Below are 19523 nucleotides of genomic sequence, written 5' to 3'. Positions count from 1 at the left end.
ATGACAGATGTGAAGCATGGGCAGGGTTTCATTCAACCGGAAATGCGCGAAACGATTTTGCGTGAGCTGCGGGCGTTGGAGCAGGAGGAACAGGTGCGCATTGTATACGCCTGTGAATCAGGCAGTCGGGCATGGGGGTTTCCTTCACAGGACAGTGACTATGATGTACGATTTATCTATGTAAGACCCATAGAATGGTATTTATCTATTTTTGATAAGCGGGATGTGATTGAACGGCCAATCAGCGATTTGCTGGATATAAACGGCTGGGATTTGAAAAAGGCGCTCAATTTGTTTCGCAAATCCAATCCGCCTTTGCTGGAATGGCTGCAATCTCCGATTCCCTATCTGGAGCAGTATTCAGTGGCTGATCAGATTCGTGCGATCTCGCCGTTAACCTTCTCTCCGAAGTCCTGTATGTACCATTATCTGAATATGGCGCGGGGAAATTATCGGGATTATTTGCAAGGTGAACAGGTGAAGATTAAAAAGTATTTTTACGTGCTGCGCCCGCTGCTGGCCTGTGGCTGGATTGAACGATACAACAGCATGCCACCGATGGAATTCGTAGACTTGCTGGAGGAATTCATTCCGGCTGATACCGAACTTTATCAGGTGATCGAACATTTGCTGGAACGTAAAAAAGCGGGCGAGGAGCTGGATGTGGAGCCACAGCTATCGGTGGTGAATGATTTTATCGAGCAGCAAATGGCTTACTTTGAACAGAAGGCGCCTTTGCTTCAGCATATGGAGGGCGGACGGGATCAGCAGTTGGATGATATGTTCCGCGCTGCGGTGAATGAAGTATGGAAAACATAAGTTGGGAGGGAGAAGTAGAGTATGCATATCACGCTAAAAGCAACCGGAAATAATGCCGGGATGATTTCGCATTTGCTTGCCAAAAATCCCTATAATACGTATGATCGCACGGAAAAGGGTGCGCGTGTACGCATGGTGTACACCGTGTTTACCGAGGAAGAGGCAGAAATCGTCATTCAGGCTTCGCCAGATTCGATAGATTTGGTCAAAAACAGTCCAGATAGCTATGATATTACACAGTATATTAATGACCGGGAGTTTGTAACCAGTAGCTTGTTCTGTACCTATATTCGCGGCGCGCTTGGCACGGCCCTGAACGGCAAACCCAAGGAAGACTATGCAGCATGGGTGAAGCATCCTTTTGCATTGGAGTTATCGTTTGGGCCTGTTGCGTCGGATTTGCCAGATGCTGTGGTGGAGGGACTATTTGCGCCGCTGGGCTATCAAGTGACCATAGAACGAGGGGAAGCGGATTATTCTTTTCAGCTGAAAAATCGAAGCACCGTCAGATATGTCACGCTAAGTGGTCATCAGACGGTGCAATATGCGCTGCGTCAGTTATTGCTGTTGATTCCAGTGTTGGATAATTATAAGCACTACTATATTAGCGAAGAAGAGTTTGATAAGCTGAGACGTTACGGTGAAGGCTGGTTGTCAGCGCATCCGCTACGCGAGCTCATCATTCGACGCACACTTCATTTTACCAATCTGATTGAGCAATTTGAGCAATCTGATTCTGCTGCTACACGGACTGAAAAACATGCGATCCAAGAACAAAAGCATAATCACGAACAGGATCAGCAGCAAGAACAGTCACTGGAGGAAGGGACGCAACAGCCTACTGTACGGCTCAATGAGCTGCGGTATCAAGCCATTATGGATGTGATTCGCAAGCTGCCCCGAAGACAGAAAATCGTAGATTTTGGTTCAGGGGAAGGGAAGCTTTCGGCTCGCTTGGCCCGAATGAAGGGCATTGAAGAGATTTGGGCGGTGGAGCCGTCTGCTTATGCACAGGTGAGGGCTGTGGAGCGTTTTGCCAAGCTGGAAAGGCATGCCGACGCAATTCGCCCTACACCTATGATAGGCTCTCTCTTTTATTATGATGAACAATTGCGAGGGAAAGATGTGATGATCCTGTGTGAAGTCATTGAGCACGTGGATGAGCATCGTCTGAACCGGGTGATGAATACGATTGTGACAGAATATCAGCCGGGTGTGCTGATCGTGACGACTCCCAATCGCGAATATAACGAAGTGTATCGTATGGATCAGCAAGAGCTGCGGCATGGCGATCACCGATTTGAATGGAGCAGAAGTGAGTTTCGTGAACGATGCGAGCAATGGATTGAGGAAGCTCCTTATTCATTAGCGCTGGAAGGGATCGGAGAAGAGGTCGAAGGCTTTGGACAACCGACCCAAATGGCTGTATTTACGCGCAGAAAGGAGCCGAAGAATTCATGAGCATTTCATCCGAACGAACGATTGATTTACCGCATGCTGGACTGGTTGTATTGGTAGGGGCCTCGAATAGTGGTAAAACCACTTTACTGGACAGGCTGGTGAGCGAAGGGGTTCTACTGGAAACGGAAGTGGTATCCTCGGATCATTTTCGCCAGCTGGTCGGAGATACGGAATTTATTGACTGGCGCGGACTTCCAAGGCTGGAATCGGACGTGCTGTTTTATGAGTATCAGCAGATGTCAGCCAAGGCGTTTGAGGCGATGGATACCATTCTGGCTATGCGCTGTCGTCTGAATAAGCTGACAGTTGTGGATGCCACCCATCTGTATGCTGAGGACCGCCAGAAATATGTACAGCTGGCAACCAAGGCACATGTACCTGTGATGGCTTTGGTGCTGGATGTACCCGAATCTGTGCTACTGGAACGTGATTCAGGCCGGGCGCATCCGCGTGGCCGCCAACGGGTCAAGCAGCAGACGCAGCTGTTAAAGCGGAACCTGCGCGGTATCCGGGAAGAAGGTTTTAACGCTTGCTATGTCCTCAAGGATGTAGAAAAGGTTAACTTTGCCCGTTGTGCTCAGCCGCTGTTTCATGATATGGGTGCAGGCATTGATATCATTGGTGACATTCACGGGTGCTACCGTGAGATGCTGGAAGTGATAGAGCGGCTCGGATATATGGAAGATACGGAAGGACTATACCATCATCCAGAAGGCAGAAGACTGGTGTCTGTCGGAGATGTGATGAGCCGTGGCCCAGAATCGTTATTAGCAGTGCAGTTCTGGAAAAAGCACGTGGACGCTGGACTCGCCTACATGATTGACAGCAATCATGGCTGGAAAATCGGTCGTTACCTTGATGGAAGAAAGGTAACTCTCAATCATGGAGATGAACGATTCGCAGAGGAAATGGTTCAATATGAACAAAAAGCGGGCAAGGTTGCAGCGGAACAACTTAGAGGCGAGCTGAGGGATTTTCTACTACATGCACCCTCTCATCTTATTTTCGGCAGAAACGGGTTGCGGCACGTAGTTGTGACTCATGCGGGGATCAAGGATCATTTTATTGGCAAACAGTCGGCGCGTATTTCTGATTACTGTCGTTATGGAGATACGGAAGGTCAGGATGCAGACGGAAAACCAATCCGCAAAGATTGGTTCGTAGACCATGAATCGGGAGAAATAGTAGTATGGGGACATGATCCGAGACCGCAGCCTACCCTTGTCAATCAGACGGTGAATATTGATCAAGGTGTGGTATTTGGTGGTATGCTGACCGCTTATCGTTATCCGGAAAAGGAATTTGTCAGCGTTCCGGCTCATGAGAATTATGCGAATGATCCCGATAGCCCACTTGTCCGGTGGCAGAGAAAACGGTTTTCCCCGCCGAATTTACGTAAGCTCATCGCTGGTTACAGTGTGCTGACGGAATCGTATGGCGAAGTGCGCGTACAAGGAGAATCGGTCAAAACCGCTATAGATACCGTGTCACATGTGACGGTACCGATGGAGGAACTGGTGTACATTCCGCCCACGATGAGTCCTGCCCCCAAGGTTTCCGGAGAGGAAGGTTATCTGGAGCATCCGCGTGAAGCGCTAGCTTATTATCGCAGTCAAGGCGTACAAACGATGGTAGCGGAGAAAAAGCATATGGGTAGTCGGGCGATTTTGCTATTATTCAAAAACGAACTGGCTGCTGTTGAATATGTAGGCTACCCGACATTGGGCACGATCTACACCCGAAGCGGACGACCCTTCTTTGAGTCAGGCTTTGGGAAGCAGGTGCTGGAGAAGCTGAATGCGGATCTAGTGGATGCCGGATATTTTGAACAGAACCAGACGGATTTTGTGTTGCTGGATGCGGAAATTGTACCGTGGAATCTCAAGGCTCGGGAACTGATTGCTGCACAGTATGCGCATGTGGGTGAAGCAGCTCTGCTGGATCGCAGTAAGCTGGTAGACAAGCTGGAGCAGGCGAAGGTTGCAGGCCGAGAGGTTGGAGACTGGCTGGAGGAAATGGAACGGAAATATGGCAATGCCGTAACGTTCCAAGAGGCTTTTCAAAAATATTGCTGGGATGTGGACGGTCTGGATGAAATTCGTATTGCACCGTTTCATACACTGGCCCACAGCAGACAGACGTTTTTTGACCAATCTCATATTTGGCATATGAAGCACAACCGGGAGCTGGCAGGACTGTCCTCTCTGTTTATGGAGACAGAGTATCGTGTCATCACGGATGAAACAAGCGAGGAAGAGGTCATTCGCTGGTGGAATGAGATGACAGAGGATGGTCATGAGGGCATTGTGATCAAGCCGGAACGCTTTTTGATGAAAAATCGGGACAAGATGATTCAGCCTGCAATCAAGGTGAGAGGCCGGAAGTACTTGCACATCATTTACGGTATGGATTATCTTGTCCCTGAGAATTTAAAACGTTTGAAGCAGCGTCGAACGAACAAAAAGGAGCGTCATGCCTTGATGGAAGGAGCGCTTGGCATGGAGGGCGTGGAACGTTTTGTCCAGAAGGATACGGTGGAGCGTATTCATGAATGCGTCCTTGCCGCGCTATCTCTGGAATCGGAGCCGATTGATCCGAGATTGTAGTTTGCGAAGGAGGGATTGAGATGGATAGGAGTACACCGTTGATTGATATTGGTGTGAACTTGATGCACCGTTCGTTTCATGCAGATCGGGAACAGGTGGTCGAGAGAGCAGCGGCTGTAGAGATTACACCGTTGATTATTACTGGAACCAGTGTTCGCAGTAGTCGAGAGGCTGCTCAGTATGCAGCGCGTTATCCTGGTCAGCTGTATGCTACAGCTGGCGTGCATCCCCATGATGCCAAAAGTTGCAGCACAGATACGATTCAACAGCTCCGCCAACTCGCGATTCAGCCGCAGGTCGTATCCATAGGAGAATGCGGGTTGGACTATAACCGTGATTTTTCTCCGCGTGATGTACAGCGCCGATGGTTTGGAGAGCAGATTCAACTGGCGGGGGAGCTGCATATGCCTTTATTCCTGCATGAACGAGATGCGCATGAGGACTTTGTCGCTATGTTGCGAGAGCATCAGGGGCTTGTTGATAAAGCGGTGGTGCATTGTTTTACCGGTACTGCACAGGAATTGCATACGTATGTGGAGATGGGACTGTATATCGGTATTACGGGCTGGATCTGTGATGAACGGCGCGGCAAGCATCTGCGTGAGTTGGTGAGGAATATTCCGCTCGACCGGTTGATGATTGAAACGGACGCTCCATTTTTGACCCCGCGTAATTTGCCCGTGAAGCCCAAAGAAGGGCGTAATGAGCCAATGTATCTCGCACACATCGCCACTGCGATTGCCGAGTGCACAGGCCGTAGCATGATGGAGATCGAAATTGCGACGACGGAAACGGCCAAACGTTTCTTCGGATTATAGGATTGTCAAAGCCTTGGATGTGGTATATATTATAGTGAATTAAAAGCATTGTCGGGAGCTTGAGATAGTCAGGCTGAGAGGGTGGCCCTAGCCACCGACCGTGAAATCTGATCTGGGTAATGCCAGCGTAGAGAAACCTAGAACACTATACAAGAAACAGAATACCGCCTATTAGCGGCGGCTAGTCGATGGATACGTTTCATATCAAATATCAAGTTAATGAGCTACAGTCTGTAAAAAGTTGCAGGCGGACAAGCGTGTCTTGTTCTGTACCTGACTTTGGCTTGGGTTCAGTACAGTAGACTGCTGTGCTATATGAGATATGTCGACAACTGATAATGTATGGTGATCATTTTATGACTGCGCATAAAGCTTGCCTGGAGATTCAGCTCCGGACAGGCTTTTTTTATGCCAGATGACCTATTTTAAAGAAAAAGAGGAGCGTATCAACAATGAGTACGAATGTAAGAGCGTCCAAAGGGCTGAAGCTGACTGATATTTTGGTCACGATTGTAATTTCCGTGGTGTTTGGGCTGGTCTACAAAATATGGGGACCTGCCTATGATTTAATGAAACCATTCGGTCTACACGCTGAGCAACTGATGTATGGGATGTGGTTTATGGCTGGCACGTTCGCTTATCTTATCATTCGCAAGCCGGGAGTTGCGATTTTGGCAGAAGTGGCCGCGGCCACAGTCAGTGCTTTTTTGGGAAGCGAATGGGGCATGTCCACCTTGTACTATGGTCTGCTGCAAGGCTTGGGAGCGGAGCTGTTCTTTGCGGCTTTTCTGTATCGGAACGCAAACCTGTGGGTCGCTTCATTAGCTGCGGCAGGGGCGGCTGTCACTTCTTTGATTTTAGACTTCAGCTATGGGTATATTGATCAGCTATCGACCTGGAACTATGTTTTGTATATTGGATTTCGGATGATTGGCAGTATTGTGATTGCTGGGGTATTCGCTTTCTATCTGGCTAAGGCGCTGGAGGTAACCGGAGTTACGCGAAGTTTGAGACCGGCAACGGAACAAGATTATAAGGGGCTGGATTGATGAGCGCGGCCAACGAAGATATGGTGGCTTCGATCACCCGTCTTCGTTTGAAATTTCCCGGTGAGCAAGAGCTGCTTTTCCACAATATGTCCTTATCTGTCCGCAAAGGGGAAAAGCTACTGCTGCTGGGTCCAAGCGGATGCGGCAAATCAACGCTGCTTCAGGTGCTGAGCGGACTGATTCCACGCACGATAGAAGTGCCTATGAAATACGATGCTGCTGTGATCCCGAGTCTCTCTGGTATTGTATTTCAAGATCCTGACACGCAGTTTTGTATGTCGTATGTAGACGAGGAATTGGCTTTTGTGTTGGAGAATAAACAGGTTCCAAGGGAGCAGATGCCATCCCGTATTCGCGAGCTGCTAATGCAGGTTGGTCTATCGACGGATGATATACACTTGCCCATTGCCAGCATGTCACAGGGAATGAAACAGCGGCTGGCGATTGCATCTGTGCTGGCTATGGAGCCGGAAGTGCTTTTTCTGGATGAGCCGACAGCTTTGTTGGACGAGGAGGGCACGACACAGGTGTGGGATACCATTCGCAACATTTCGGCAGACCAGACGCTGGTGATTGTAGAGCATAAAATCAATGAAATTGTCCAGGATGTGGATCGGATTGTGGTGCTTTCTGATCAAGGAGAAATGATTGCGGACGGAAGGGCGGAAGAAGTGTTTCATGTGCATCGGCAGGCATTATCCGAGTATGGCGTGTGGTATCCGGGGATATGGGATGAATCGTCTTCGCCGCGTTGGAGAGAGTCTGTGACGCAGCAGAAAGATGGAGGGCATACGGATAGTCCGTCCACCTCAGCACCTACAACGGATTTGCTGGAGCTAGAACATTTTAGCGGACTCCGGGGTTTGAGCTCAGTCATTTATGTGGAGCAAGCACAGGTGCAGCCTGGCGACTGGATTGGCGTGGTCGGTGAAAACGGGGCTGGCAAAAGCTCGCTTCTGCTCTCTATGATGCGTTTACTTCACACGCAGGGTCGTTATTGCTTGTGCGGAGCTGAGGCAGGCAATACGGAGCAACTGGCTGAGCGTATTGGGTTTGCATTTCAAAATCCAGAGCTGCAATTTGTAGCGAACACCGTACGAAGGGAACTGGAATATTCGTTACCCAAGAGCCTGTTTACAGCTGAACAGCGTAGGGAAAGAGTGGATCGAATGCTTATACAGTTCGGACTGGAACGGCTGGATGAACGCCATCCGTATCAGCTTTCGTTGGGCCAAAAAAGGCGGTTGAGTATTGCTACCGCTATGATCCGTGAGCCGGAAGTGCTGCTGCTGGACGAACCGACTTTTGGGCAGGATGCGCGTAATACCTTTGTCATGCTGGATATGTTGGAGCAGCTGAGAGCGGCAGGCACGGCCATTGTGATGGTTACGCATGACCCGGAAATTGTCCGTCGATATTGTACCGATGTATGGCGGATTCAGAAAGGGGAACTACAGTATGAGCCTGTCCTTTCCTCATCATGAAACATGGCTGCATCGTGTAAACCCGGGCCTAAAGCTCGTGATGTTTTCCCTGCTGTTTGTGATCGTTATAGTCATCCATGATCCGAACGTTATGTTTAATGTTGCATGTGCTATGCTGCTGTTGCTTGTCTGGTCAGGCCATCCATGGAAGCGGCTGCTCCTGTACGGATCTCCCTTTATATTGGTGTTTATTTCAACCTCAACAGGCATGATGATGTTTGGCAAAGGAGTGACGACCTGGTGGACATGGGGCCTGATCCATATTACGCAGGAAAGCTTTTTCCGAGGCATGCATCTGGGCTTTCGTGCACTGAGTATGGCCGCGGCAGGGTTGCTGTTTGGTTTAACGACTCGTCCGGTGAGCCTTTTTTATTCACTGATGCAGCAATGGAAGCTCCCTCCCAAGTATGCATACAGCTTTTTGGCAGCTATGCGGTTGATGCCGATGATGCTGGAGGAATTTCAGGCTTTGAGACATGCCCACCGTATTCGAGGTTTACACCAGCATGTGTCCAAATGGAATATGTACGCCACGCTCCGCAGGTACGCAATTCCGCTACTCGCTCAAAGTATCCGGCGTGCACAGCGCATTGCTATTGCCATGGAAGCGAAGGGTTTTGCTAATGAAACCAAGCGCACGTATTATTATGCGATCGGCTATTCGGCTGTAGATATTATATTTATTTTTTATTTTGTGGTGCTGCTGATGCTGGCTTGGGGACTTGGTACCTGCTTTCCTTATGTAGGGGTATGGGATGTACGTTAATTGTTGCAAAAGGCTTTGCCCGATTTCTGCTCTGTGGTATATTAATGCAATGGGAATTGACGGCTCGTACAGACCCGCCTGGGCTGGCGGGCTTATTACATTTTCCGCAGTAATGGATCATCAGGAGGCCAAGTTACATGATTACGCTGCATCAGGTAAACAAGCATTATACCACCTCAAGCGGCCCATTTCATGCGGTTCAATCCGTGTCCCTTCAAGTGGAGGAGGGGGAAATTCACGGTATCATAGGTGCCAGCGGTGCCGGCAAATCTACGTTGCTACGGTTGATGAATGTATTGGAAAGACCGGATGAGGGAAACGTGGTTGTGAACGGGGAAGATCTGACTCGCATGCCGGAAAAACGTCTCCGTGAAGCTCGGCGATCCATAGGGATGATTTTTCAGCATTATCATCTTGTTCACAATCGGACGGTAAGTGGAAATGTAGCAATGCCGTTGGAACTGGCAGGTGTCGCGAAAAAAGAGAGAGCAGAACGCGTGCGCGAATGCCTGCAATTCGTCGGTTTAGCGGATAAGGCAGAACAGTATCCGGCACAACTGAGCGGAGGCCAAAAGCAACGTGTGGCGATTGCCAGAGCACTGGCGAATCGACCTGCGGTGCTGCTTTGTGATGAGCCGACCTCAGCCCTTGATCCGCAGACGACTGCGGATATTCTAGGCGTGTTACGGGAGATCAACCGTGAACTGGGAGTTACCATTGTAATCGTCACGCATGATATGGACGTGGTACGCAACATTTGTACCCATGTATCAGAAATGCGGGATGGACAGCTGCTTTCAACGCAACGTGTAGCTGACGCTGCGGTAGGTTCAACAGCGAAAGCAGGTGAAGCTGATGAATGAGATGCTAAGCATCATTGCGCAATATCAGTCTGAGATATGGAAAGCCATCGGAGAGACGTTTATCATGGTGGGGATTTCCATCGCAGCAGCTGTACTGTTAGGGCTTCCGGCAGGAACGATTTTATATTTGTGCGGCAAAGGGCAAAAATATGAAAACCGACTGCTCTTCACCATTCTGAACAGTGTGGTCAATGTCATCCGCTCATTCCCGTTTTTGCTGCTCGTCGTGTTTATGATCCCATTTACACGTCTGGTCGTAGGGACGGCGCTGGGCACGATGGCTGCTACAGTGCCCTTGTCAGTGGTGGCCATCGCCTATTATTCGAGGCTGGTGGAGCAGTCATTGCTTGAGGTGCCCAAGGGTGTGATTGAAGCCGCTACGTCTATGGGAGCATCCACCCTCCAGCTTATTTTTAAATTTCTATACGTGGAAGCCCGTTCCGGGCTAGTACTGGGTTTGACCACGTCCACCATAAGCTTCATCTCCTACTCCACGGTGATGGGCATTGTGGGCGGCGGCGGGGTAGGCGATTTTGCCATTCGCTATGGTTACCAGCGGTTCGAAACAGGCTTGATGGCGTTCACCATCGTCGTTATGATTATTTTCGTACAAACGATCCAGTTCACCGGAAGCACCATATCCCGACGGATCGACAAGCGATAGGGCAGAATTGTAACTTTTCGCTACACTTGCACCACTCACTATGGGAAAGAGAAATGACTTTACAGTGCCTCAAAAGCGGAGCGGCTATACTGTAATCATTAACATCTTCCCAATCACAACTAATTTGGAGGTTCATCATCGAATGAGTCGGAAAAACAACATGAAAACGAACTTGAAATTACTTACACTATTTGCAGTCGTTATGCTGCTGGTTGCCGGATGCGGTGGTCAAAAGCAGGCTACACAAGAAACAACAACTAAAGAAGCAGCTTCCCAAAAAGAAGTAACCTTGAAAGTAGCAACGCTAATCCCACCGATGACAGATGTGCTGGATATCGTGAAGCCACTGCTTAAACAGGACGGAGTCAATCTGGAAATCGTCGTGCTGTCAGACAATATCCAACCGAACAATGCATTGGCAAGCCACGAAGTGGATGCTAACTTCTTTCAGCATGCACCGTTTATGCAACAATATAATGAAAGCAACAAATCTGATTTGGTAGCAGTAAAACCAATTTATAACGCCATTTATGGCGCGTACTCCAAAAAATACAAGAACGTTAAAGACCTGCCCGAAGGTGCGACGATTGCCATTGCCAATGATCCGGCCAATACGGGACGTTCTTTGGTAATGATGGAGCAAAACGGTTTGATCAAGCTTAAAGAAGGCGTAGGCTATAATGCTACACAGGCTGATATTATTGAGAATAAGAAAAAGTTTGTGTTTAGAGAAGTGGATTTGTTGATGCTGGCGCGGTCGCTGGATGATGTGGACATGGCTGCCATGTATCCCGCATATGCCAAACCGCTCGGTCTGACACCGAAGAAGGACGCGCTGATTACCGAAAAAGATGATACGCACTTTGCCATTAATTTGGTAGCGCGTAAGGATAATGCAGATTCTGATGCCATTCAAAAGCTGGCAAAACGAATGACCGGACCGGAAGTACGTAAATTTTTTGAGGAAAATTACAAGGATAGCGTTGTTCCAGCATTTTAAATAAATAAGTATTGAAACATTATTTTTGATGATATTTGACCTGTATAATGGAGTGAAGTCTGTGAAAAGCAGATGGTCTCCCTTGTGCAGGTCTTTTTCTTTTTCACCCTTAATATGGATAAATTCCATCGAAATCAGGGTACAAAGTCTTATTCTTTAAGATTTGGGGTGTTACAACGTTGTGAATTTTGGTCATTAAGGGCGATAGAGTAATGATAAGGAACATATTAAAATAATTATACGAACAAACATTCGTCTTTCATTTTATTAATGATGTTTGTATGAGGGTCGAGAAATTCAGCTGACAACGGGCCAAAAGTGTGAATAAACAAGGAAGGGAAACGATATGAAGCTGTTTGTAACTGTAAAAAGTTTGGGAAAGCGCAAGCCCGCACTTGCACGACACGAAATAGAGCTGAACCCTACTCCAGAAACATTGCGAGATTTGATTACTGCAACCGTTGCCCTGAATGTTCAGAAACTACGGGAAAAGCAGGAGAGTGTCGCGCTGATTCCGTTCCTCACGGGAGAGGAAATTCAGGCACAAGGCGAGATAGGCAAAGTAGGATTTGGTTCCATATATAATGACGGTGTTCCTGATATTGAGGATGCCGTGAACACGGCGATGCAGGTCTTTGAAGATGGATTATACAGAGTTTTTGTATGTGATGAGGAAGCGATTGAACTGGATGCTCCTTTGTCACTTCATGCAGGGAATGAGATTGTATTTATACGCTTCACAATGTTGGCTGGAGGCCTATGGTAGAGGAGGAGACGAAATATGCATCAGGAGAACAATGAGCAAGAATATTTCGCCACACTGAAAGAGCGCGCAGCGCAACTGGGTGAACAGCAACAGGAGTTGGCTCAGTATGTTGTGGAACTGGGTAAGCTTCATTACATACAAGAGGTCGAGGAGTCATTTATCGAATGTCAGCGAATATTGAAAGAACGGGCGGTAGAAAGCGGAGAACGGCTGTTCAAGCCACTGGCAGAGGTACTGCGTGCTCTAATTGGACAAACAGCTGGCAATGTGTTCGCACATCTAACAGAACATGTGACTGAATATCCATACAGCACCGGATATGAGCGCAGACCGTTTCGCACTTCGGATATTACCGCTCATACTTCCCGAATTTATAAAAAAATGGTGCAGTTGATCCGAATGGACTGTATCGGATTCTCTATAGTGGATTATTTAACGAAAAAAGACTATGAACCAGGCAGGGATTACCGAATTCAGGAGACGATTGGTGATTGGATTGCTTACGAGCTAGACAATGGCAATTCACAGGTGCTTGAGGCGCTAAAAGCTATTATTTATGGGGATAATCAGGCGGCGCTACTTACGCGCAATATGATTAAAGGCATGCTGCTGAGCCATCAAGAAGAGAATTATCATATGATTGGCGAGCTGCTGGCAGCGGCCAAGCTTCAGGAGGGATTGCGCCAAAGCATTGTGGAGCAAATGGATGAAGGAACTCCAGAGGCTCTCATTTATCTGTTAAAGGTGATCATCGACCAAGGCTTCATTCGTTACAGTTCGGTGGTGCGGGCGCTTGCAGTCTGGACGGGCATGGGCTTGGAATCCGCGAATCAGCGGGTCGTTCGCCAACTGATCGAGCAGGCATATGAAGCATTGACTCGCAGTGAATTGCGCCAGGAATGGCTGACCAGCTCAAATGCTAATGAACTGTATATGAGTTTGTGGGCTACAGCAGTACATGAGGAACGTGACTTGTATGGACAGGTTCGCCAACTTATGGAGCAGGGAGCAGCTTACCAGAAGATCGTAGCACAATATGTACTGTCTAATACTAAAAACAAGGATCTGCGCCTCGGAATTGCTAGAGAATATCTGGATGAGACGGATCCGGAGCTTCGTTATTGGATACTCACGAACTATACAACTGATTATTTTTATGAATGGGTAGAAGGCGGGACGGTCGCGGATCGAATCGTTAAAGTGGCGCGCACTCCTTTGTTGGAGAGCAAAGAGGAGCGTCGTAAGGATTTTGAACGACTTCATAACCTGTTTGTACATATGAAAAAGGGAGAGTCTACCGAGCCCTCCAAGGTACTGGATTATGTAAATCTGTATCACCGCTCGGATGCAGCTATTCAAAAAATGCTGTATCTCGCTGGTTATGATATGGACGCTTCCTGGATTGGGGAAATTATAGCCTTAAAGGATCAGATTAGCCCTAATCTGCGCGGCGAGATATTGAATCATTTTGTGCAGAATCCTGAGGATGCGGTACAGCGTGACTTTATTTTTTCCAGCTTGTCTGACAAAAGTATGAGTATCCGTGAGTTCGCTGTGGCTAAGGCGCGTAAGCTGACGCTGTCGGAACCAGAAATGCAGCAAATGGAAGCCTTATTAAAGCTCAAGACAGGCTCGTTGCGACAAAGTGTCATCGGTGTGTTGCTTTCACAATCGGAAGAGCCGCTAGCTGGCTCTTTGGAACGCTTGCTTCGTGCTAAGGCGGAACTGCAACGATTGGGTGGCCTGGAAATTTTGACGAAGATATATGCAGATCCTGATCGTGCCGAGCAGTATGAAAGCCTGCGGTCTTTGGCGGATATCATTCAGCAACCCACCGCCAAAGAGGAGCAACTGCTGTCCAAGTTGGGACAGGAGGATGCTTATACAGGGACAAACGGGTTTGGCCTGTACGATCCGAATGTCAAGGAAGCTTGGTTGGAAGAGAAAGTTGATCTGGGTGATTTCCGAATGGCCGATGTTTTTGTTAGCCCATTGGAGAAGCTCAAGCAGTTCTTGAATGGACTGGATGAACTGGTTCATCATCATCGTGATGTGGAATATACTGCGGAGTATTATTCAGGCTACAAAGATACATTGCTTATTGGGACGAACCTTCGCCCTCTACGGATGATTCAGGTCGATGAAGAAGTAGATTCTAGGCTGTCTTTATATCCTCTTTACGAGGAATGGGACCGTTATTTGCAGGAAAGCGGCATAGAAGCGCGTGATCTGCTGGAGCTTGTTTTTTATGATCGATTGGAGCCTATGGACCGAACGTTGGATCGTTACTATCGATATTTCTCATTTAACTTTGGCTATTCAGAACAAAGCAAGCACAAGCTGTTGGAAGGATGGCGTAAAGACTTCGCCGAGCAAATGTATCCTTTAGAGCGGATTAACGAGGTTCAAAAGTGGATGGCAGAGCTGACCTATACTGATCAGGTAAGCACATTAATTAATGCCTATTTTATGGACACAGCCGGAGCCGAGACATTTGACGTAATCGACCTTGCCTTAAATTTACTAATGCAGAGCATGCCTAAGGATAGACCTGCAGAGGATATGGGAATGTTTCATCTATTGTCCAGTCCGTGGGTGGCATTGGAGAAGGGACGAATTCATGATAGTGAGTCCTTTAAGCGCTTTTTCCATACCTTTGTGAACTACGCAGAATGGCCAGGAATGGAAAATCGTTTTTATTCTCCGCTGGATCTGGAGGATTACTTCAAAGCCTATGAAAAAGGGCTGATTGGTGTAGGTGAAGTGTATCGGGAGCTGTTGGCCAGTAGTGATAGCAGAAGCCATATGAGCACCTTAACCAATGCCCGTAATACATGGATTTCCAGCAAACCAGAATTTTTGGAGATACGTCGTACGGTTATTGATCGACTGCTGGAGGTTGAATTGGTTCGAGGCGACTTGCCTACCGAGGCCACACCAAAGGTGATGGGTCTGAGCCGGATTGAAGGCATGGATTATTTTATCCGTATTCTGGAGGGTCTCGACAAGGAAACGTTCGTGCGTGGTTATGTGTACGGCTACGGTGATCGTATTACCAAAAAGGAATCGTTCAGCCACTTACTCAAGGCGTGTTATCCAAGTGATGGCGAGGATGCTGCATTGCTCAAGGAAAAGCTGAAACACACTAAAATTACAGATAAACGCCTGCTGGAGGCGGCAATGTATGCCCCGCAATGGATTGAGATTGTAGCAGGTTATCTCGGATGGGAAGGACTTCGCAGTGCGGCATGGTACTTCCATGCGCATATCAATGAAGGCTTTTCGGCTGAGAAAGAAACGATTGTAGCTCATTACTCACCGATAGCTCCGCAGGATTTTAATGACGGTGCCTTCGATATTCACTGGTTTCATGAGGCCTATGAGACGCTGGGCGAGGAACGATTTGATCTGCTGTACGATTGTGCCAAGTATATTTCGGCTGGAGCCAATCATCGTCGCTCCCAGTTGTTTGCGGATGCAACGCTGGGTAAGCTGAAACGGAGTGAAATGGAAAAATCAGTGGAAGACAAGCGAAATAAAGACCATTTGTTGACCTACAGTCTGATTCCACTTGCAGAGCCGCCTGAATCAGATGTCCGCGAACGTTATGATTTTATCCAGAAGTTTCTGGAACAAAGCAAAAAATTCGGGGCACAGCGTAAGGCTAGTGAGGCACTGGTTTCACGGATTGCGCTCGGGAATTTGGCACGTAACGCAGGTTATGATGACGTAACCCGTCTCGTCTGGGACATGGAAGCTCGCAAGCTGGATGATCTCCGCTCTTATTTTGAGCCTCAGGCCTTGGATGAGGCTACAACGATACAACTCGTTATTGATGATGAAGGAGCAGCAGATATTGAAATTGTCAGCAAAGGGAAGACGCTGAAATCCATTCCGGCTCGTTTCAAGAAGGATGAGTATGTTACGTCGTTGAAAGAGCTTAAAGGAGATCTGGTAGACCAATATCGCAGAGCTCGCAAAGAATTGGAGCGCTCTATGGAGTATGGTACGACCTTTATGGTAAAGGAATTGAGAGGACTGCTAGGCAATCCTGTGCTTGCTCCGCTGGTGCGGACACTGGTTTTCAAGGCTGGCGATCACCTTGGATATTTTAACGGGGATACGTTAGCGTTGACTGCTCCTTCTGCTGAACAGCATACTATTGGAGAAGAAGATAAGCTGATTATCGCACATCCACTTCATTTGTACGAAAGTGGTCGTTGGAGTGAATTCCAGAAGGACCTATTCGACCGTCAGATACGCCAGCCATTTAAACAGGTGTTCCGTGAGCTGTATCTGCTGAATGCTGATGAACGTGCTAACGCGACAGTTTCCCGTCGGTATGCGGGACACCAGGTACAGCCGAATAAAACGGTATCTCTACTAAAAGGTCGCCAATGGACGGTCAGCTATGAGGACGGACTCCAAAAGGTGTTCTATGCCGATAATCTGATTGCGAACCTGTATGCCATGGCCGACTGGTTCTCACCAGCGGACACTGAGGCTCCTACACTGGAGACCGTGCAGTTCTTTGATCGGACAACATATAAGAGCGTGCCTTTGGAGGAGGTCCCCCCTGTTCTGTTCTCTGAAGTTATGCGGGACGTGGATTTGGTTGTCAGTGTTGCTCATGTAGGCGGCGTTGATCCAGAGGCTAGTCTGACGACCGTTGAAATGCGTAAGGTCATTGTACAGGAATCTCTTCGTCTGCTGAAAATTAGCAATGTACGCTTAGATGGGAATTATGCACGTATAGATGGGAATCTTGGCGAGTATGCGGTCCACCTCGGAAGCGGTGGGGTCTACAAGCAAGCGAAGGGAGCACTGCACATTATTCCGGTGCATTCGCAGCATCGTGGGCGCATCTTCTTACCATTTCTGGATGAGGATCCAAGAACAGCCGAGATTCTATCCAAAATAGCATTGCTGGCTGAGGATCAGAAGATCAAGGATCCGCAAATTCTTGCACAGCTTCAAGCGTAGGATAGATATTGTAATATAGAGAAAAATAGAGAAAATCATAATTAACTCAACGTTCGTACTTAGACATGGGTTTCAATCGACTATACAGGTGGAAGCTCAGTTTAGCTGCGGAGGTTGAGTTATTTAATACAAGGTACGAATCAAGCACGAACAAGGAGATATACATAAAAGGTTGTCTCTGTGTTTTGGCGGGAAGCTTACGACATCACAATTGACGATAATAGGAGAATACAGCGATGGTAAATAGCATCCTTTTAAAGGAGTACGCAACTGAGTATCAATCGCAAGTTGTCGATTTAATTTTACATATTCAACAAAACGAATATAATATCGCCATCACTAAAGAAGATCAGCCTGATCTGCTTGACATTGAAAACTTTTATCAGCATGGCAACGGTAACTTCTGGGTGGCTCTTCGCGGAGGAAGCGTAGTAGGAACGGTTGCCTTGCTAGATATCGGAAGCCATAAGACAGCACTCAGAAAGATGTTTGTAAAACAAAACTATAGAGGCAAAGCCTTTAATGTTTCGAATCAATTACTACAGCATGCCATAGAATGGGCCAAGAAACGGTCTGTTGAAGGAATCTATCTTGGAACAACACCGCAATTCGTTGCAGCTCATCGATTTTATGAGAAGAATGGATTTGTTAGTATTGCTCCTGATGAATTGCCAATGGGCTTTCCAGTTATGAAAGTGGATAAAAAGTTTTACAAATACACCATTCAATAAATAGCCTGAACCAAGACGATCCTGAAGGAAATTCCTGCTCAAAACTGACTTCGTGCTCGCCTCGCTGCCTTTCTGCCGAGCTGCAATACAAACTGTCGGCGAACAGGAATTTCTTTTGTTTAGGGCAGGTGTTTGCTAGAATGAAGAAGATCGTGTAAGTCTACGTTAACTATACAACTGGGAGGGATACAAGTATGAGCAAAAAGATAAAATGGGGAATTGTCGGTACGGGATGGATCTCAGATCAGTTTGTTGCTGATTTGCAGCATGTTACGAGTGGAGAAGGATACGCCGTTGGATCACGCAATATTGAAAGCGCTACCGAATTTGCAACCAAACATCAAATAGCACAGGCATACGGTAGCTATGAGGAATTAGTGCAAGATTCCGAAGTCGATGCGATTTACATTGGAACCCCTCATCCTTTTCATAAAGAGAATGTTCTAGCGGCTCTTCGAGCGGGCAAAGCCGTCTTGTGTGAGAAACCCTTCACCGTCAACAGCAAAGAGCTGGAGGAACTAGTCAGCTATGCGCGTGATCATAAACTATTCCTGATGGAAGCAATGTGGACACGTTTTTTGCCACCGATTCGCCAAGTGCGGGAGTGGATACATGAGGGACGTATTGGCGAAGTGAAGTTGGTGAAGGCGGAATTCGGCTTTCGTATAGACTGGAACCCAGAGGGAAGATTATTGAATCCCGAGCTGGGCGGAGGCGCATTATTAGATGCAGGAATTTACCCCGTTTCTTTTGCTTCGATGATCTTTGGCCCCGAGCCAGAGCATGTATGGAGTACCGCCCATATCGGGGAAACGGGCGTTGATGAGACATTTTCGATCATGCTGGATTATGGAAAAGGACGCACGGCTATGCTTAACGGGGCGGTTCGTCTCGGGCTGACGAATGAGGCTTATATCCATGGAACCAAGGGCTATATCCATATTCCGTCATTCTTGAATAGTACATCGGCTACTTTAGTTGTGGACGGTGAAGAGGCACAGAAATTTCAGGATGACCGCTCCTCTACAGGCTATGCCTTTGAAGCAGAAGAAGTCGGGCGCTGCTTGAACGAAGGTTTACTCGAAAGTTCTACTATTTCTTTGGATGAATCATTAGGAATTATGAAATTGATGGATCAAATTCGTTCACAGTGGGGGCTCCGTTATCCATTTGAATAATCACATTGAATCCACATTGCCTCCAGGGACCTTTCAGGTCTCTGTTTTTTATTATCCTTTCTTTTTTATACATAAGTATTTCCAATTTCCTAAAATAGAGGCTTTGGTCGCACGCTAAAAAAGATCATAGATGCATGTCAAAGCGTGGGACATATGAATCATTTTTTAGGATTATAAATAGTTAAAAAACAGTCATTAAAAAGTTACAAAAGTGTAATCTTATAATCAGTTAACTGAATTGTTAGCGCTCTCTTTATACGAGAAAGAATGAAGGTCCTAGTATTCTTCTTCCAAAAACTTTTAATGAAATTTCCGAAAATGTGCGGTAGGGTGGT

14 protein-coding genes are annotated in these 19523 nt (G+C 47.4%); all 14 read left to right on the top strand.

The window, feature by feature from the left end:
* The 14 genes from ACU1JV_RS08815 to ACU1JV_RS08750 all read left to right on the top strand — a co-directional run bounded on the left by ACU1JV_RS08815 (position 1) and on the right by ACU1JV_RS08750 (position 19188).
* Positions 1–819 carry a nucleotidyltransferase domain-containing protein gene (locus tag ACU1JV_RS08815; protein WP_413985631.1) on the top strand — a complete coding sequence of 273 codons (819 nt, stop codon included), beginning with the start codon at positions 1–3 and terminating at the stop codon, positions 817–819.
* A gap of 21 nt (positions 820–840) precedes the next feature.
* Positions 841–2280 carry a 3' terminal RNA ribose 2'-O-methyltransferase Hen1 gene (locus ACU1JV_RS08810; RefSeq protein WP_413985632.1) on the top strand — a complete coding sequence of 480 codons (1440 nt, stop codon included), beginning with the start codon at positions 841–843 and terminating at the stop codon, positions 2278–2280.
* Positions 2277–4886 (top strand): polynucleotide kinase-phosphatase, encoded by a 2610-nt coding sequence (locus tag ACU1JV_RS08805; protein ID WP_413985633.1) that lies wholly within the window; start codon positions 2277–2279, stop codon positions 4884–4886. The genes ACU1JV_RS08810 and ACU1JV_RS08805 overlap by 4 nt, the downstream gene beginning before the upstream one ends.
* Before the next feature lie 20 nt (positions 4887–4906).
* Positions 4907–5704, top strand: a complete 798-nt coding sequence (locus ACU1JV_RS08800; protein WP_413985634.1) for a TatD family hydrolase — start codon at positions 4907–4909, stop codon at positions 5702–5704.
* 452 nt (positions 5705–6156) lie between these two features.
* The gene (locus tag ACU1JV_RS08795) at positions 6157–6753 is read left to right on the top strand and encodes an ECF transporter S component (RefSeq protein WP_413985635.1); all 597 of its coding nucleotides are present in this window, start codon (positions 6157–6159) and stop codon (positions 6751–6753) included.
* Positions 6753–8237 (top strand): ABC transporter ATP-binding protein, encoded by a 1485-nt coding sequence (locus ACU1JV_RS08790; RefSeq protein ID WP_413985636.1) that lies wholly within the window; start codon positions 6753–6755, stop codon positions 8235–8237. The genes ACU1JV_RS08795 and ACU1JV_RS08790 overlap by 1 nt, the downstream gene beginning before the upstream one ends.
* Positions 8212–9003: an energy-coupling factor transporter transmembrane component T family protein gene (locus ACU1JV_RS08785; protein WP_013369582.1), complete on the top strand. Its 792-nt coding sequence runs from the start codon at positions 8212–8214 to the stop codon at positions 9001–9003. The genes ACU1JV_RS08790 and ACU1JV_RS08785 overlap by 26 nt, the downstream gene beginning before the upstream one ends.
* A gap of 137 nt (positions 9004–9140) precedes the next feature.
* Positions 9141–9866, top strand: a complete 726-nt coding sequence (locus tag ACU1JV_RS08780) for a methionine ABC transporter ATP-binding protein (RefSeq protein WP_058828989.1) — start codon at positions 9141–9143, stop codon at positions 9864–9866.
* Positions 9859–10530 (top strand): methionine ABC transporter permease, encoded by a 672-nt coding sequence (locus ACU1JV_RS08775; protein ID WP_013369584.1) that lies wholly within the window; start codon positions 9859–9861, stop codon positions 10528–10530. The genes ACU1JV_RS08780 and ACU1JV_RS08775 overlap by 8 nt, the downstream gene beginning before the upstream one ends.
* A gap of 142 nt (positions 10531–10672) precedes the next feature.
* The gene (locus tag ACU1JV_RS08770; protein WP_413985637.1) at positions 10673–11530 is read left to right on the top strand and encodes a MetQ/NlpA family ABC transporter substrate-binding protein; all 858 of its coding nucleotides are present in this window, start codon (positions 10673–10675) and stop codon (positions 11528–11530) included.
* A 346-nt stretch (positions 11531–11876) separates the two neighbouring features.
* Entirely contained in the window at positions 11877–12296 is a 420-nt protein-coding gene (locus tag ACU1JV_RS08765) for a hypothetical protein (RefSeq protein WP_413985638.1), read from the top strand.
* A 15-nt stretch (positions 12297–12311) separates the two neighbouring features.
* Entirely contained in the window at positions 12312–17279 is a 4968-nt protein-coding gene (locus ACU1JV_RS08760) for a DUF4132 domain-containing protein (RefSeq protein WP_413985639.1), read from the top strand.
* 236 nt (positions 17280–17515) lie between these two features.
* Positions 17516–18010 (top strand): GNAT family N-acetyltransferase, encoded by a 495-nt coding sequence (locus tag ACU1JV_RS08755; RefSeq protein WP_058828993.1) that lies wholly within the window; start codon positions 17516–17518, stop codon positions 18008–18010.
* Positions 18011–18204: 194 nt separating this feature from the next.
* On the top strand, positions 18205–19188 hold the full coding sequence (locus ACU1JV_RS08750) for a Gfo/Idh/MocA family protein (RefSeq protein WP_413985640.1): 984 nt from the start codon (positions 18205–18207) through the stop codon (positions 19186–19188).
* Positions 19189–19523 lie beyond the last annotated feature (335 nt).

The organism is Paenibacillus sp. T2-29 (genome assembly GCF_052921365.1).
The sequence above is the reverse complement of the archived record's forward strand: the minus strand, read 5'-3'. Positions and strand labels throughout refer to the sequence as shown.